Below are 15,713 nucleotides of genomic sequence, written 5' to 3'. Positions count from 1 at the left end.
GGACCCAGAAAAGACGCGAGACGCGACCGGCCAGAGGCACGGTCGCGTCTCGTGGGAGATCGTCGTGGATCTCAGAGCTCTTCTTCGGTGTCCTCGACGAAGACGTCGTCGTCCTCTTCGTCCTCGTCCTCGTCCTCGTCCTCGTCCTCGACTTCTTCTTCCTCTTCGTCGTCGGCCTCGGCGGTCGCGTACTTGACGTCGATGCCGGCCTCCGAGAGGTGCCCTTCGATCAGCTCGAAGAGCTCGTCGACCTCGTCGCCCGACCACTCGTCGAGCACCTCGGAGATGAAGTCGTTGAAGTCGACACTGTCGACGCGACGCTCGATCTCTTCGATCTGATCGTCGCTGAACGCTTCGATGATGTCCTCTCGGAGGGTGTCGGTATCGCCCTCGTCGATAGCGTCTTGCGCCGACGTACGAATCTGCTTCACGGCGCGCTTGTCGAGAAAGATTTCCATCGAAGCTCGTTCCTCGGGTGGCGTTCGGGTCGGTACTATAGGGGGGGCGATGTACCTGTCAACAATGCTCCGATCGCCTGGAATTCAGGGCTCGTGAGCGCTCTCGGACGAACCGGATGAGATACACGTCGAGCGCGTTCCCGCGCGCCTCCGGAGCGCTTCTCGCGATCCTCTCCCTCGCGTCCTCGATCCTCGCCGCGGGTGTCGCGCGCGCCGACGACGATCCCTCCGTGGTGCATCACGTCGAGCCTCCACCGGCGCCCGACGACCACCCCGCGACCCTCGCGGTCGAGGTGCACGGCGGTGCCAATGCACCGATCGAGCGCAGCACGATCTGCCCGCCGGCGGCTGGCTGCGTGCTGGGGCTCGGCGTGGGCGTGGGCGTGCAGATCGAGCGGCGCACCGCCGATCGCGTGGGGCTCTGGGCCGGCTACGACTTCTGGCTGCTCGACAGCAACGCGGTGTTCGAGCTCGCGGCGCTGCACGCGATCCGCGGCGGCGTCCGTTACGTGTTCGACGACAGCACGATGGTGCATCCCTTCGTCGACGCGGGGATCGGGCTGATGGCGTTCGGCGACACCGCGAGCGTCGCGACCGCCGGCGGGCTGATCACGGCGGGCGGCGGCGCGGAGCTCGAGCTGTCGGAGTCGGTCGTGTTCGTCACGGCGCTCGAGACCTGGCTCTTCGCGACCGCGCCCTTCGAGACGCCCGACGCGGTGGAGCGCTCGAGCGACTTCGGGGTGAACGTCGCGCTGCAGATCACGATCGGGATCTCGGTGCTCGTCGGGCCCGCGGTCGCGCTTCGATGAGCCGCGTGCCCGCGCGCGGACGAGGGGTGTTCGCGACGATCTGCGACCTTGACGTACGGACCGCGGGCAGGTTCCACTTGCGCTCGGCATGAACTGCAAGAACTGCGGTCGGCAGAACCCGTCCGGCAGCCTCTACTGCCAGGACTGCGGGCACCGGCTCGGGGATTGGGTTCCGCCGGAGCGACCGGGGAAGATGCCGACGCCTCCGACCGGCATCGCGCGCCAGAGAGAAGGCGCGCCCGCGGCGCCCGCGATGCAGGTGTGCCCGCGATGCGGCAGCGCGAACGCGACGCACATGCGGTTCTGCAACAACTGCGGGTTCCAGCTCGGCGGCGGCGCTCCCGCGGCGGCCCCCGCACCGCAGCAGCAGGCGCCGGCCTACGCGTTCTCTCCCCCGCAGCAGCCTGCGTTCTCGCCGCCGGCGTTCTCCGCGCCGGTCTCGTCGAGCGCGGGGCCGGTGTGCTGGCGATGTCGCGCGGCGGGCGATGCGGGCGCGGAGTTCTGCAAGTTCTGCGGGGCGCGCTACGCGGACGATCCCTCGCGCGCGGCCGGTGCGGCGCCTGCGCCGTTCGCTGGATCGACGGTCGGCTCGGCGATCGCGGCGTACGCCGCGGCCGCGCCGAACAACGCGCCGCCGCCCGGGCACCCGCACGCCGCGCACCCGCATCCCGGGCACCCGCACGCCGCGCACGCGCACAACGGGGCCGCGCCGATGCCGCAGATGGGCGCGGCGCCGATGGGCATGGCCGCGCCGATGGGCATGCCGATGCACGGCGCGCCCGCGCCCGTGATGTCGCCCGCGCCCGCGCAGCCGATGCCGATCTCGGCACCGCGCGTCCGCGAGGCGACGCAGCTCGAGTCTCAGCGCGCCGAGGCACCGCGCGCAGAGGGCGCGCCGCGCGCGCTGCTCGTCGCGATCCTCAAGGACGGCTCGGACGGACGCGTCTATCCGATCCACGACGAGCAGACCGACATCGGGCGCAGCGAGGGGCACCTCGTCCTCGCCGACGATCCGTACCTCTCGGCGCGCCACGCGCGCGTGCTCGTGCGCGGCGATCAGCTCGTCCTGCGCGACCTCGACAGCGTCAACGGGATCTACGTGCGGCTGCGCGAGCCGGTCGATCTGCACGACGCCGACATGATCCTGCTCGGGCAGCAGGTCGTGCGCTTCGAGGTGCTCGCGGAGAGCGAGCTGCCGCTCGGCCCGGCGACGCATCGCGGGGTGCTCGTGTTCGGGACGCCCGAGGTCCCGCGCATCGCCCGGCTCGTCCAGTACACGACGGAAGGTGTTGGACGGGACGTGCACTACCTGTATCGTGACGAGACCGTGATCGGGCGCGAGCAGGGGGACATCGTGTGCACCGACGATCCCTTCATGTCGCGGCGACATGCGGCGATCACCGTCGACCGCTCGCAGCGACGGTTCGTGCTGCGCGATCTCGGCTCGTCGAACGGGACGGCGATCCGCATCCGCGGTGAGCGCGTGCTGCGCCCCGGGGATCAGTTCCGGATCGGACGTCATCTCTTCCGCTACGATCGACCCGGCGATCCTGCCGGAGGGCGCGCGCAAGCATGAGCGACCGCCGGAATGCTGCCGCGGGCGCCGGCGAGGGCGCGCAGGGCGCCGAGGGCGGAGCCGCGCCCGAAGCGCGCGGCAGCGGCTCGTCGCTCACCGACGCGGTGGTCGCGGCGCTCGCGAACGTGAGCACGCCGCCGCCCTCGCCGTCTTCCACGTCGCCCGGAGCGCCGACCGAGAGCGGCACTCACGGCACGAACCACTCCGCGAGCGACGTCGCGCCGGTCAGCCAGACGGTGATCGCGGGCGGCGACGCGACGGAGAAGACGATCGTCGACACGACCGACGCGCCCCGACCCTCGGGCGAGGTGGTCGAGGCGAGCTCGCGTTCGCGCGAGGACGACGCGACCGAGCCATCGCCGATCCAGGCACCCGTTCCCCACGATGTCTCGTCGAGCGATGCGTCTCGCGGTGACGTCGCTCGGGGCGACGCGCCGGCGCCGACCGACGCGTCGGCTCCGAACGACGCGACCGCTCCGAACGACGCGACCGCTCCGAACGACGCGAGCGCTCCAAATGACGCGACGGAGCGCGTCGCGACGGTGCAGTCGACCGAAGGCACGCTGATCAGCTCGAGCGAGGGCGAGCCCACGGTTCGCCTCGGCGGCGCGATGATCCAGCACCTGACGCCCGAGAGCGCGAAGGACGCGCCCGAGGGGATCGTCATCCAGTACTACGGCCGCACCGACGTCGGCCTGGTCCGCGAGCACAACGAGGACAACTTCCTCGTCGTCGATCTCTCGCAGGAGCGTCGCGGTCTCGGCGAGACGCCGGCGATCCTGAAGACGACGCTCGGCGATCGCGGGCTCGTGCTCGCGGTGTGCGACGGCATGGGCGGCGCGGCGGCGGGCGAGGTCGCGTCGCAGATGGCCGTCGACACGATCCACGAGGTCATGCAGGCGGGCAATCCGCCGAAGGATCGTGATCAGTTCGCGCGGCGGCTGGTGCGCGCGGTGGAAGAGGCGGGCGCGCGCATCTTCTCCGCGGCGAAGATGGATCGCACGCGTCGCGGCATGGGCACGACCGCGACGGTCGCGGGGATGATCGACTCGACGCTCTTCGTCGGTCAGGTCGGCGACAGCCGCGCGTACGTGCTGCGCGGTGATCAGTTCGCGCTGATCACGAAGGACCAGTCGCTGGTCAATCAGCTGATCGAGGCCGGGCAGCTCACGGAAGAAGAGGCCGAGGCCTTCGAGCACTCGAACATCATCCTGCAGGCGCTCGGGACGACCGAGGAGGTCACGGTCGACCTCACGTTCCTCGAGCTGCGCCGCGGGGATCGCCTGCTGATGTGCTCGGACGGCCTCTCGGGGCTCGTCCACGGCGACATGATGCGCGAGGTGCTGAAGAGCTCGCGCGATCTGAGCGAGGCCGCGCAGCAGCTCATCGCGATGGCGAACGCCGGCGGTGGGCACGACAACATCACGGTGATCGTCGCGGAGTTCGACGGCGCGACGCTGCGCCCTGCGTCGAACGAGGTGCGCGTCGCGTACCAGCAGTATCCGCTGCCGCCTGCAGATCCGGCGGATGCCGAGCCGCTCCCGCCGCGTCCGACGACGATCAAGTCGGGTGGTCCGAAGCCGGGCGCCGACGTGAAGCTCGAGCCGTCGCGTGACGACGCGTCGGGCGTGGAGGGCGGTGCGGGCGGGCGCTGGTGGGTCGCGGGGCTCGTCCTGCTGCTGATCCTCGTGTGCGTTGCGGCGCTCATCGTGCTGATGGACACCGGCGAGCACACGAGCGCGGCGGACGTCGCGCCGACGACGCGGGTGACGATCGAGAGCACCGTGTCGAGCCGCGCGCCGAGCGCGTCGCCGCGCGTCGAGTACGGGCGCGTCGCGATCGTGACCGATGTCGAAGCGGGCGTGCTCTACGTCGACGGCATCGCGCGCTCGGGCGCGCCCACGGCGACGCTGACGCTGCCCGCGGGCGAGCATCGGCTCGAGGTGCGGCAGGGCGAGGTGCGGATCGCCGAGGCGCGCGTGACCATCGAGCCGGGCGCGGAAGCGCACGTGGATCTCACGATGCCCGCGGGCGCGATGCCCGAGGGGCTGGGCGGCGAGGAGCTCGCCGCGACGGCGTCGCCGAGCACGCCGCCGGCGGCCGCGCCGGTGCACGCGCAGCAGCCCGCGACGCGCGCGCGGGCCGAGAGCTCGCAGGCGCGACCGATTCCGGCGCAGGCGCCTGCGGAGCCCGGCTCGGTCCTCTGAGCGCGGGAGGGGGCGCCCGATGCTCCGCTTGCAGCAGACGTTCGGCGCGCACGCGGGCCGCGTGCGCGAGGTCGATCAGGACGTCGTGCGCTTCGGGCGACTGCCGACGAACGACTACGCGTTCGATCCGCACGCCGATCTCGACGCGTCGGGCAACCACGCCGAGATCCGCAAGGAGAACGGGCGCTACGTGCTCGTCGACGTCGGCAGCCGCAACGGCACGCTCGTCAACGGGCGTCCGGTGCAGCGCCACGTGCTCGAGGGCGGCGAGGAGATCGAGTTCGGCACCGGCGGGCCGCGCGTGCGCGTGGAGATCACGGCGCAGGGGACGTCGGGGCGCGGCGCGCCGACCGCACCGGCGACGCCGATCGCGCTCGACGTGCCGGTCTCGCCGCAGGGACCGACCGCGTTCGCGCCGCCGATCGGCGGAGCCGCGGTGCCGACGCCGCAGTGGCCGGTGTCTTCGCCTCCGTTCGGGCCGCCGGGCGTCGGTGTCTCTCCGAGCGCGCCGGGAGTCGGCGTGCCTCCGAGCGCACCGCCTCCGCCGATGGTCCTCTCGCCCGCGCCGATCCCACCGGGGGCATCGCCGAAGCTCTACGGGCAGAAGACCGTCGACCTGATGATCCAGTCGGCCGTCGCGGCGTCGCAGGGCGGCGGCCACACGCCTGCGCCGATTCCGCCGAGCGCTGCGCACGACACCGCGTACATCCGGAAGATCGCGGACGACGCGGCGGGCAAGAAGTCGCGGCCGATGGTGTTCGTGCTCGCCGTCGTGCTCGCGCTGTTCCTGGTCACGCTGTGCGGCGTGTCCGGGATCATCGCGGTGCTCTGGCTGCGCGCGTACGGCGCGTCGGTGTAGGCCGCTTTCTTGACCCTGCGCGCGGCCTCGTTCGAAAAGGCCGGTGGAGGGTCACGATGTACGACGGTTCGCGGGTCACGGACGCGGTCGAGTACTGGCGTCGTCGCGGCGAGCTCAAGGGCGCGCTCACCGTCGTGCGCGGGCGCAAGCCGGAGCGCTTCCGATGGCGTCGCGCGGTCGGCGCGGTGAGCCAGAGCGTGGGCGCGCTGAGCGGCCGCGATCGCATGCGCGTCGAGGAGCCGGTGCGCGAGATCGTGCTCGACCTCGGCGACGATCAGCTGCGTCGCGAGGTCGTGATCGACGCGCGTCGCTGGGGCGTGGATCTCGATCGCGGTGAGGTGCTCCCGCGGCGCACGCTCGCGGAGCTGCAACGCATCGCGTTCCTCTCGGGCACCGATCTCTCGCGGGTGTCGAAGCACGTCCGACTGCCCGACGATCGCGAGGCACCGATCGACACCGCGGGCGTGATCGTGGTGGGTCGCGCGCTCGCCGATCAGTACAAGGTCCGCGCGCAGCGGCTCTTGCTGCAGGTGCCCGACGAGGACGGCCCCGAGCCGCTCCGCGTGCATCACCGCATCATGGTCGAGCGCGCGGCGCAGGATCGCGCGGACTCGCAGCGCTGGTTCGCGTTCGCGCGTGCCCTGCTCGAGACGCGCTGAGCCGTTGCCGACGCGCCGGCCGAGCGAGCTCAGCGCATCAGCGTGACCGTGCCGAGCGTGCCCTGATCGGGCCCGCCGGCCGGCTGCGTCGCGACGATCACGCCGGCCGCCACGCCGCCCGCGACGAGCACGCCGATGATCACCCAGAACCACGGCTCTTCGGCGACGCTGCCGCCGCCGCCGTCGCGCTCGGTGCCGTCGAGCGGCACGCCGCCTTCGCCGTTCGCTGCGATCGCCACGCCGCGCGGATCGGGGACCTCGGCGGGGATGCGCAGCTGTAGCGGCTCCGCGTCCGAGCCGACGCGCCCCAGCTCGGCGCCCGAGGGCGCGAGCACCGTCAGGTAGTACGCGACGTCGAGCGCGCGATCGCTCGTGCCGACCACCGGGATGCGCGCGGTCCACGTGCCGCTGCGCGGGTTCATCACGACCTGCGAGTAGCCCGGCTCGCCCGCGGTGCGGTACGCGAGGCGCACCTCGGACACTGCGTCCGCTCCGTCGCCGACGCGCAGCTCGATCACCGGGGGCTCACGGCGCGCGAGCGTGCCCGGCGACTCGTGCTGCAAGCCGAGCGCGATCGGCTGGGGACGCGCCTCGCGCGCCCGCGCGAACGCCGAGATGACCGGCGGGCTCGCATCGGGATCGCTCAGGCGATGCCCGGGATCACGCGCGTAGAGCGTCGCGAGCGTCTGCCGCGCATCGGCCGGCTGACGGTTCGCGATCTGCGCGGTCGCGATCAGCTCGAGCGTCGCGTTGCGCTGCGTCGCGCTCAGATCGGTGCGCGCGAGGAGCGCCTGACCCGCGGTGATCGCCTCGGGGTAGCGCGCGTACAGCACGAGCTCGCGCGCCTGCCCGAGCGCGACGTCGGGGCTCGCGTCCTGCGCCGCCGCGACGCCGGTCAGCCACAGCGAGATCGAGATCGCGAGCGAAGCGACGAGTGTGCGCATCGCTCGCGAGCATAGCGCGCGCGTCAGGCCCCGAGGGGCCCGACGTACGCGAGGAACGCTTCGACCAGCGACTCGAGCATGCGCTCGCCGCGCGCGCGCGCCGAGTGCACCGGCTCCTTCTCGCCCATGACCTCGCGCAGATCGAAGTAGTACTTGATCTTCGGCTCGGTCCCGCTGGGGCGCAGCATCACGCGGTGCCCGCCGTCGAGCTCGAACGCGATCACGTTGCTCGGCGGCAGCGCGAGCTTCTCGACCGTCCCGCCGCGCACCCGGCGCTCGCCGCGCGCGAGATCCTGCATCGCGAGCACCGCGTGCGTGCCCAGCGTCTCCGGCGGGTTCGCGCGCGCGCCGTCCATAATGCGCGCGATCTTCTGCGCGCCGTCGGCGCCCTTCATCGTCACCGAGACCTGTCGGCTGAAGAAGAGCCCGTAGCGGCGCGACATCAGCTCGAGCTCGTCGATCAGCGAGCGGCCGTGCGCCTTGCACCACGCGGTCATCTCCGCCGCGAGCAGCGCCGCGCTCACTCCGTCCTTGTCGCGCACCAGCGGGCCGACGGTGTAGCCGAGCGCTTCTTCGTAGCCGAACACGAAGCGGTAGCCGTCGTTCTCGAGCTCCATCGCGCGGTTCGCGATCCACTTGAAGCCCGTGAGCACGTGCTCCCAGTGCGCGCCGTGCGCCTGCGCGATCGCGCCGAGCATCGGCGAGCTCACGATCGAGCTGATCACCGTGCGCTTCGGATCCTTCGGGCCGTGCTCGAGCAGGTAGTGGCCGAGCAGGCAGCCGACCTCGTTGCCCGTGAGCTGCACGTACGAGCCGGGCGCGGTGCGCACCGCGACGGCGAGGCGATCCGCGTCGGGGTCGTTCGCGAGCACGACCTCCGCGTCGATCTCGCGCGCGAGGTCGAGCACTGCGTCCATCGCGCCCTGCTCCTCGGGGTTCGGGAAGCGCACGGTGGGGAACGCGCCGTCGGGCTCGGCCTGCGACGCGACGCTGTGCACCTGCGTGAACCCCGCGGTCGCGAGCGCGCGGCGGACGTGACGATCACCCACGCCGTGCAGCGCGGTGTACGCGATGCGGAGATCGCGCGTGGTGCTCGGCGCGACGAGGAGCTTCTGGATCTCGGCGTGGTACTCGTCCTCGAGATCCTTGCCGAGGATCGTGACGAGGCCGCTCGCCTTCGCCTGCTCGAACGGCAGCAGGGGCACGTTCATCAGCGCGCCGACCGCGTCGATCGCCGCCGCGATCCCGACGTCGTGCGGCGGGATGATCTGCGCGCCGTTGCCCCAGTAGACCTTGTACCCGTTGTACTCGGGCGGGTTGTGGCTCGCGGTGACCATCACGCCCGCGGCCGCGTTCATCCGCTTCACCGCGTACGCGAGCACCGGCGTGGGCTCGACGCTCTCGAAGAGATGCACGCGGAAGCCGCGCGCGGTCGCGACCTCGACGGTCTCGCGCGCGAGCTCGACGCTCATGCGGCGGCCGTCGTAGCCGATCGTGATCCCGCGCTCCTTCGCGTTGCTCGTCGTCTGCTCGAGGTACGCGCAGAGCCCCGCGCTCGCCGCGCGCACGACCGCGCGGTTCATCCGGTTCGGGCCCGCGCCGATCACACCGCGCAGACCCGCGGTGCCGAACTCGAGCCGCCCCGCGAAGCGATCGGCGATCTCCTTCCAGTCCCCGCCGGTCATCAGCGCGCTCAGCTCGTCGCGCATCGCGGTGTCGGGGTCGTCTGCGATCCAGGCCTGGGCTCGCGCGCGGAGATCGTCGGTCGTCGCTGTCATGGCGGCTCCTTCATACGCCCGCCTCGCGCGCGATGCGAGGGGGGTGGCGCCCATGTGGCCAGCCACGCGCGACCTCGCACCCGGGCGCGTCGGCGCACACGAATGCGCGCGTGTCGGGGAGGGTCTTGACCCACGACGCAACGCGTCGGCATCCTGATCGTGTCGGGTCGGGGATGCATCGACGACTGCGCCGCGGTGACTCGAGCGGATCACGCTCGGGGCAACGCCCGCTTCACGAGCGGGCGCGCGGTGCACGTTTCCTCCTCGCGACATTCGCGTGTCTGCTGCTGAGCGTCCTCGCTTCGACGCCGTGCGTCACGCACGCGCAGGCGCCCACCGCGCCGAGCACCACGCGCGAGCCCACCGCCGAGGAGCGCCAGGCTGCGGCCGACGCGTTCGACCGCGGCACGCGCGCGTATCTCGCGCGTGACTATCCGCGCGCGGCGCAGTGGTTCGAGACCGCGTACCGCATGGCGCCCGCGTCCGCGGCGCTGGTGCAGGCGGTGCGCTCGCACGAGCGCGCGGGCAACACGGTGCGCGCCGCGACGCTCGCGCTGCGCCTGCGCGCGATGCACGCCGGGGATCGCGACGCGGATCGCCAGAGCGAGCAGACGTTGCGGCTCGCGTCGCAGCTCGTGCGCGTCGACGTGGTCTGCGATCAGCCGTGCACCGTCGAGCTCGACGGGACGCTGATGGAGCACCCTTCGTTCTTCGTCGCGCCGAGCACCGATCACGTCGTGCGCGCGTCGTTCTCGACCGGCACCGCCGAGCAGGACGTCGCGGCCGGCGAGGCGGGCGCGACGCGCGAGCTTCGGTTCGAGGCGCCTCCCGCGCCGCCCGAGCCCGTCGCGGTCGCGACGCCCGAGCCGACGCCGGCCGAGCCCACGGAAGCGACCGAGCCGACCGAGCCGGTGCGTCCTGTGGAGAGCGGCGGCGGCCTGTCGCCCGCGTTCGCCGTCACCGGCATCGCGCTCACCGCGATCTCCGGCGGCGTGCTCACGTGGTCGGGGATCGACACGCTCGACGGCGTCGACGCGTACGAGACGAGCCCGACGCCCGAGGGTCTGTCCGACGGTCAGGCGCGCGAGACGCGCACGAACGTGCTGATCGGCGTCACGGCCGGTCTCGCGGCGGTCACCGTCGTGCTGATGATCTTCACCGACTGGGATGGGGAGCCTTCGAGCGACGAGGCCTCGGTCTCGGCTGCGCTCGTCCCGATCGAGGGCGGTGCTTACGGCTTGGTGGGAGGGACGTTCTGATGACGGCTGCGCCCGCCTCGCTGATGCGCGATCTGAGTGGCCGGCGTCTCGGTCGCTACGAAGTGCTCGTCCAGCTCGCGTCGGGCGGCATGGCGACGGTCTACGTCGCGCGTGCGCAGGGCGTCGCGGGCTTCGAGCGGCTCGTCGCGATCAAGGTGCTGCACCCGCACCTCGCGCACGACGAAGAGTTCATCTCGATGTTCCTCGACGAGGCGCGCCTCGCCGCGCGCATCCGTCATCCGAACGTCGTGCCGACGCTCGACATCTCCGACACCGAGGGCGACGGCTACTTCCTCGTGATGGAGTACATCGAGGGCGATCACCTCGGCGCGCTGCTCCGCGAGGCCGCGCGCGCGCACACGCCGATCCCGCCGTCGATCGCGGCGCGCCTGGTGATCGACGCGCTCGAGGGCCTCGGCGCCGCGCACACGCTCACCGATCCCGACGGGCTCGCGCTCGGGATCGTCCATCGCGACGTGTCGCCGCACAACGTGCTGATCGGGAGCGACGGAGTCGCGCGCATCACCGACTTCGGCGTCGCGAAGGCCGAGGTGCGGCTCAGCTCGACGCGCGACGGCCAGTTCAAGGGCAAGCTCTCGTACATGGCGCCCGAGCAGGCCTCGAGCGGGCGCGCCGATCAGCGCAGCGACCTCTTCAGCATGGGCATCGTGCTGTGGGAGACCTTGACCGGGCGGAGGCTCTTCCGCGCCGACAACAACGGCGAGCTGCTCAATCGCCTGCTCAACGAGCCGATCGTCCCGCCCTCGACCTACGTGCCCGAGGCCGCGGCGTTCGACGCGATCTGCGCGTGCGCGCTCGAGCGCGATCCCGAGGCGCGTTACCAGACCGCCGAGGAGTTCGTGCAGGCGATCGAGGACGCGGCGCCGGCGTGCGGCGGCGTCGCGAGCCCGCGCGCGGTGGGGCGTCTCGTGCGCGAGCTGCTCGGCCCGAAGATCGATGCCCAGAACACGCGAATCCGCGCGGCGACCGACACGCTCGGCCGCGCCGAGATGCGCGGCGGGCTGCTCCCGCTGCCGGGCCCTGGTGGATCGCAGCCGAGCCAGCCGAGCAGCAGTCGCCCCGCGTCGCTCACGCCGAGCGCGGTGCGCCCGATCGTGCTGGACACGAGCGAGATGACCGTCGGCGCCAAGCCGTCGACGCTCGCGAGCGAGGTGTCCGGCGAGCAGCCTGCGCCGCGGCGATCGCGATCGAAGGCGTGGATCGTCGCGGTGCTCGCGCTGCTGGTGATCGGCGGCGTCGGCGCGGCGTTCGCGCTCGGCATCGCGGCCAGCGCGCCGAGCGCGACGACCGCGCCGGCGATCGCGGCGCCGCCCGCGATGGTGAGCTCGACGAGCGCCGAGCCGAGCACGCCCGAGGCGGTGCCCGCGCCGAGCGAAGCCGCGGCGACCGCGGCGCCGTCGGCCGAGCCGGTCGGGACGCCCGAGCGCGCCGAGGCCACCGAGCCCGCGCGCTCCGACGAGACCGCGGCGTCGCCGGAGCGCCGCGAGAGCGAGTCGGCGCGCGAGGCGCGTCGCCGTCGTCGCGCGGAGGCGGAGGCGAGCGCCGCCGCGGCGAGCGACGACGAGGACGATGGCGATCTGATCGTGAACCCCTACCGGCGCTGACGTCGCGCGCGCGCTCGCGCACCGAAGGCCGGTCTCGTGGGAGGGCCCACTTCCTTATGAATCTCGACATCCGAGCGACCACCACGTGGCTCGCATGCGTGATCGCGATCGCTCCGCTCGCGTCCGGTTGCCGCGTGTACGACCCCGCTCTGCTCGACCGTGTCGACGCCGGCGGGGGCAGCGCGTGCGAGCAGCGGACGCAGCCCCCGACGCGCCCCGACGTGGCGGACGGCGACGGCCCCGAGGTCGCGTTCGGCCTGCGCATGGTCGTCATGGAGCAGGGCAACGACTGGCCGGCGTACGGCTACGATCTCGACGGGTTCTGCACCGAGCAGCCCGATCTGATGAGCGAGTGTGTTCCGCCCGCCGAGCGCAACCCGCCGGTCGATGGCGCGGGCGGCGTCGACAACGTGTTCGGGTTCCGCTTCTTCCCGCTGGTCGACGCGACCACGCCCGATCTCGAGTCGGAGGCGCAAGAGGCGCAGGAGAAGGGCCAGGGGCTCCCGATCATCCGGCTGCGCGGTTGGAACGGCGAGCCCAACGATTCGCGCGTCGACGCGGCGATCATGCAGGCGGTGTTCGGCGCGCCCGGCGACGCGTCGGACGAGCCTCCCTCGGTGCCCGCCGATCCCGCGAGCTCGCGCCCGGTGTGGGACGGGCGCGACTGGTTCTGGGTGCGCGACGACGCGTTCCTCATGGACGATCTCGGACGCCCGCTGATCCGCGACGACAACGCGTACGTCGCCGACGGCGTGCTCGTCGTGCGCCTGCCCGATCGCGTCGACATCATCTTCCCGGCCGACGCGTACGGCGTGCTCGTGCGGCTCACCGGCGCGCAGGCGACGGGCCGCATCTCCGCCGACGGCACGATGCTCGAGGACGTGCGCGTCGCGGGTCGATGGTCGCTCAACGATCTGCTCGTCACCGCGCGGAACATCGGCGTGTGCGAGGGCGAGACCGAGTACGACCTGCTCAACTCGCAGCTCGATCGCATCGCGGACGTGCGCTCGACGCCGGGCTCGGGCGGGCCGGGCGTGGTGTGCGACGCGATCAGCCTCGGCGTCGGCTTCACCGGCACGCGCGTGCGCGTCGCGGGGCTCGCGGAAGGACCGCCGCTCGCGGATCTCTGCGCGACGACGTCCGACGGCGGAACGGCGGACGCCGGTGTGCCGGACGGCGGGACGTGAGCGCGCGTCGCGTCGTACAACTGTCTCGATGAGACAGGCGATCGCGCTCCTCCTGATGTTCGTCATGGTCGCGGGCTGCGGCGGCGCCACGGTGCCGCGCGGTCCGGCGCGCAACGCGCGCAGCGTGGCGGACGGCGACGCCACGGTCGTCGTCGGACCGCGACGCATCGCGCTCGGATCGTTCGAGGACGCGCTCTCGCCCGGCGATCCCGTCGACGACACCGGGCGACACCAGCGTGCGTACGAGATCGATCTCGATCCGTCGCAGCGCGTTCGCTTCCGCGTCCCCGCGGGCGAGCTCGACCCGATGCTGCGCATCGCGGGCCCGGGAGGCTTCGCGCTCGAGAACGACGACGTGTCACCGCACTCGCTGGACGCGATGCTCGAGTTCGTGCCGCCGAGCGCGGGCACGTACCGCGTCGTCGTCACGACGGCGCCGCCGGGGCAGAGCGGTCGGTTCCAGCTGCGCGTCGACGCGCGCGCGCCCGACGGAGTCGGCGCGCGCATGCAGCTCGGCCAGCGCGTCGCGGGCACGCTGGGCGCGACGCCCGTCGACGCCGATCTCGGGCCCGGCGTGGTGCCGCTCTGGTTCGAGGCGCAGGGCGGATCGATCGTGCGCGTGCGCGTGACCTCGCGCGAGTTCGACACGATCGCCGAGGTGCGCGGCCCGCACGGGCAGCAGTGGATCAACGACGACGCGAACGATCTCGGGCCCGACGGCACCGAGCGCGCGCTCGACAGCACGCTGATCGTCGCGGCGCCGGTCACCGGCATCTACCAGCTGCTCGTGAGCGCGTACGGTCACGCGAGCGGCGGCGCGTTCCAGGTCACGACGTCGGTGCGCCCGCCGGTGATCGTCGCGGCAGGCGACGTCTCGCCCGCGGGCGCGTTCGCGGGCCCGGAGGGCGGCGGTCGTGTGCTCGGCCTCTACGCCGGCATCACCGAGTACGTCACGCACGGTCGCCTCTACGGCTGCGCCGACGATGCGCGCCTGCTCGGCGAGGCGATGCGCGGCGCGCACCTGCAGCGCGTCGACGAGCAGATCGTGCTCACCGACGCGATGGCGACGCGCGCTGCGTTCCTCGACGGGCTGCGCTCGATCGCGTCGCGCGCGCAGCCGCAGGACGTGGTCGTCGTGTTCTGGTCGGGGCACGGCAACGTGCAGCCCGCGGTGAACGATCCGAGCGAGCTCGACGGGCTCGACGAGACCATCCAGATGATCGACGGCGCGATCACCGACACCGAGGTCGTCGCCGCGCTCGACACCGTGAACGCCGGGACCGTCGTGCTCGCGCTCGACTCGTGCCACTCGGGCGGCTTCGCGGACGACTTCGTGCGTCGCGCCGGGCGCGTCGGGCTCTTCTCGAGCGACGAGGACGTGCTGAGCGACACCGCCGAGCCGCGTCGCGCCGGCGGATATCTCTCGTGGTATCTGCGCAACGGCGTGCTCGGCCACGCCGATCGCCGCCCTCACGACGGGGTGCTCTACGTCGGCGAGCTCACCGACTATCTCACCGACGGGTTCGTGACCGATCACCGGCTCATGAACCGCGAGGGCAGCCTCGACCCGATGCAGCGCCTCGTGGTGCGTCGCGGCTCGGTGCGCTGGAGCGACGTGCTCTGGGTCTATCCGCGCGGCGAGGATCTCACGATCCCGACGCTGCCCTCGATCGCGCTCACCAGCCCGCCTCCGTGATCACGCGGTGCGCTCGCTGCGGAACGCGCGCAGCGTGACCGAGATGCGGCGCCCCTCGCTCCGCGCGGCGTGGGGCACCTCGTGCGTGTACGCGAGGTTCGTCTCCCAGGGCATCACGAGCACGGTGCCGTCGCGCACCGCGAAGTCGCGCAGCCCCTGCGCGCGCCACGGGCGTAGGCGGAACGCGCGCTCGCTGCCGAACGACACCGTCACGATCGGCGTCCCCTCGACCATGTTGATCGTGCTGTCTCGGTGCTTGCCGATGTAGTGCTCGTGCGCCGCGTCGTACCAGTTGAGCAAGAGACCGTTCAGACGCGGATCGATCATCGTGCGCGCCCACTCGTGCAGCGCCTCGAGCTCGGGTGGCACCGGCAGCGCGCGGTTCACGTTGCCGGTGTAGCGATAGTCGGCGCCGTAGGCCTGTTGCCACCGCGGCGTCTTCACGAGACGCCCGTGCATCTTGATCTCGTGGAACGCGTCGGGGTGCAGCGCCCAGAGGCGCTCGAACGTCGCAGCGTCGGGGCGCAGCGCGGGCGGGAGCTCGCCTTCGTGGAGCGCGTGTGTCTCGTCGAGCGCGTGTCGCGTGAAGAGCGCGGGATCGAGCTGCATTTGTGAGATGCTGAGCCGATGTTCAGTGGTGGTCAAATCGTCAGGAT

At 72.3% G+C, this 15,713-nt stretch carries 13 protein-coding genes; 9 read left to right on the top strand and 4 right to left on the bottom strand.

What is annotated here, in order from left to right; genetic code table 11:
- Positions 1-71: 71 nt before the first annotated feature.
- Positions 72-458, bottom strand: coding sequence for a hypothetical protein (locus DB32_RS28120; RefSeq protein ID WP_053235724.1), 387 nt, complete (start codon positions 456-458; stop codon positions 72-74).
- 116 nt (positions 459-574) lie between these two features.
- On the opposite strand from DB32_RS28120, the gene DB32_RS28115 reads away from it, so the two are divergent.
- The 5 genes from DB32_RS28115 to DB32_RS28095 all read left to right on the top strand — a co-directional run bounded on the left by DB32_RS28115 (position 575) and on the right by DB32_RS28095 (position 6,568).
- Complete coding sequence (locus tag DB32_RS28115; protein WP_053235723.1) at positions 575-1,267, top strand: hypothetical protein; 693 nt, start codon at positions 575-577, stop codon at positions 1,265-1,267.
- A gap of 88 nt (positions 1,268-1,355) precedes the next feature.
- Positions 1,356-2,843: an FHA domain-containing protein gene (locus tag DB32_RS28110; RefSeq protein ID WP_075097651.1), complete on the top strand. Its 1,488-nt coding sequence runs from the start codon at positions 1,356-1,358 to the stop codon at positions 2,841-2,843.
- A complete protein-coding gene (locus DB32_RS28105) occupies positions 2,840-5,050 on the top strand; it encodes a Stp1/IreP family PP2C-type Ser/Thr phosphatase (protein ID WP_053235721.1) in 2,211 nt (736 codons plus the stop codon). The genes DB32_RS28110 and DB32_RS28105 overlap by 4 nt, the downstream gene beginning before the upstream one ends.
- Positions 5,051-5,069: 19 nt before the next feature.
- Positions 5,070-5,909: an FHA domain-containing protein gene (locus DB32_RS49175; protein ID WP_053235720.1), complete on the top strand. Its 840-nt coding sequence runs from the start codon at positions 5,070-5,072 to the stop codon at positions 5,907-5,909.
- A 56-nt stretch (positions 5,910-5,965) separates the two neighbouring features.
- The gene (locus DB32_RS28095) at positions 5,966-6,568 is read left to right on the top strand and encodes a hypothetical protein (protein WP_053235719.1); all 603 of its coding nucleotides are present in this window, start codon (positions 5,966-5,968) and stop codon (positions 6,566-6,568) included.
- Between the two features lie 29 nt (positions 6,569-6,597).
- On the opposite strand, the gene DB32_RS28090 is transcribed toward DB32_RS28095, so the two are convergent.
- Positions 6,598-7,512, bottom strand: coding sequence for a hypothetical protein (locus tag DB32_RS28090; RefSeq protein WP_053235718.1), 915 nt, complete (start codon positions 7,510-7,512; stop codon positions 6,598-6,600).
- 23 nt (positions 7,513-7,535) lie between these two features.
- Positions 7,536-9,290 carry a phospho-sugar mutase gene (locus DB32_RS28085; protein WP_053235717.1) on the bottom strand — a complete coding sequence of 585 codons (1,755 nt, stop codon included), beginning with the start codon at positions 9,288-9,290 and terminating at the stop codon, positions 7,536-7,538.
- A 173-nt stretch (positions 9,291-9,463) separates the two neighbouring features.
- Between DB32_RS28085 and DB32_RS28080 the strand changes: the two genes are divergently transcribed.
- The 4 genes from DB32_RS28080 to DB32_RS28065 all read left to right on the top strand — a co-directional run bounded on the left by DB32_RS28080 (position 9,464) and on the right by DB32_RS28065 (position 15,057).
- Positions 9,464-10,549: a tetratricopeptide repeat protein gene (locus DB32_RS28080; protein WP_053235716.1), complete on the top strand. Its 1,086-nt coding sequence runs from the start codon at positions 9,464-9,466 to the stop codon at positions 10,547-10,549.
- Complete coding sequence (locus tag DB32_RS28075) at positions 10,549-12,174, top strand: serine/threonine-protein kinase (protein WP_053235715.1); 1,626 nt, start codon at positions 10,549-10,551, stop codon at positions 12,172-12,174. Before DB32_RS28080 ends, DB32_RS28075 begins: the two co-directional genes overlap by 1 nt.
- A gap of 134 nt (positions 12,175-12,308) precedes the next feature.
- The gene (locus DB32_RS28070; protein ID WP_157069476.1) at positions 12,309-13,361 is read left to right on the top strand and encodes a hypothetical protein; all 1,053 of its coding nucleotides are present in this window, start codon (positions 12,309-12,311) and stop codon (positions 13,359-13,361) included.
- A gap of 28 nt (positions 13,362-13,389) precedes the next feature.
- Positions 13,390-15,057: a caspase family protein gene (locus DB32_RS28065; RefSeq protein WP_053235713.1), complete on the top strand. Its 1,668-nt coding sequence runs from the start codon at positions 13,390-13,392 to the stop codon at positions 15,055-15,057.
- Here DB32_RS28065 and DB32_RS28060 read toward each other — a convergent pair whose 3' ends face one another.
- Positions 15,058-15,666 carry an alpha-ketoglutarate-dependent dioxygenase AlkB gene (locus tag DB32_RS28060; RefSeq protein WP_053235712.1) on the bottom strand — a complete coding sequence of 203 codons (609 nt, stop codon included), beginning with the start codon at positions 15,664-15,666 and terminating at the stop codon, positions 15,058-15,060.
- Positions 15,667-15,713: the final 47 nt, after the last annotated feature.

The organism is Sandaracinus amylolyticus, assembly GCF_000737325.1.
GTDB classification, from domain to species: domain Bacteria; phylum Myxococcota_A; class Polyangia; order Polyangiales; family Sandaracinaceae; genus Sandaracinus; species Sandaracinus amylolyticus.
Note: the sequence above shows the minus strand (reverse complement) of the source record. Positions and strands in the feature narration are given on the sequence as shown.

Coding starts and splice junctions, on each gene's coding strand:
- DB32_RS28120 (WP_053235724.1), bottom strand. CDS start 458: ATGGAAATCTTTCTCGACAAGCGCGCCGTGAAGCAGATTCGTACGTCG.
- DB32_RS28115 (WP_053235723.1), top strand. CDS start 575: ATGAGATACACGTCGAGCGCGTTCCCGCGCGCCTCCGGAGCGCTTCTC.
- DB32_RS28110 (WP_075097651.1), top strand. CDS start 1,356: ATGAACTGCAAGAACTGCGGTCGGCAGAACCCGTCCGGCAGCCTCTAC.
- DB32_RS28105 (WP_053235721.1), top strand. CDS start 2,840: ATGAGCGACCGCCGGAATGCTGCCGCGGGCGCCGGCGAGGGCGCGCAG.
- DB32_RS49175 (WP_053235720.1), top strand. CDS start 5,070: ATGCTCCGCTTGCAGCAGACGTTCGGCGCGCACGCGGGCCGCGTGCGC.
- DB32_RS28095 (WP_053235719.1), top strand. CDS start 5,966: ATGTACGACGGTTCGCGGGTCACGGACGCGGTCGAGTACTGGCGTCGT.
- DB32_RS28090 (WP_053235718.1), bottom strand. CDS start 7,512: ATGCGCACACTCGTCGCTTCGCTCGCGATCTCGATCTCGCTGTGGCTG.
- DB32_RS28085 (WP_053235717.1), bottom strand. CDS start 9,290: ATGACAGCGACGACCGACGATCTCCGCGCGCGAGCCCAGGCCTGGATC.
- DB32_RS28080 (WP_053235716.1), top strand. CDS start 9,464: ATGCATCGACGACTGCGCCGCGGTGACTCGAGCGGATCACGCTCGGGG.
- DB32_RS28075 (WP_053235715.1), top strand. CDS start 10,549: ATGACGGCTGCGCCCGCCTCGCTGATGCGCGATCTGAGTGGCCGGCGT.
- DB32_RS28065 (WP_053235713.1), top strand. CDS start 13,390: ATGAGACAGGCGATCGCGCTCCTCCTGATGTTCGTCATGGTCGCGGGC.
- DB32_RS28060 (WP_053235712.1), bottom strand. CDS start 15,666: ATGCAGCTCGATCCCGCGCTCTTCACGCGACACGCGCTCGACGAGACA.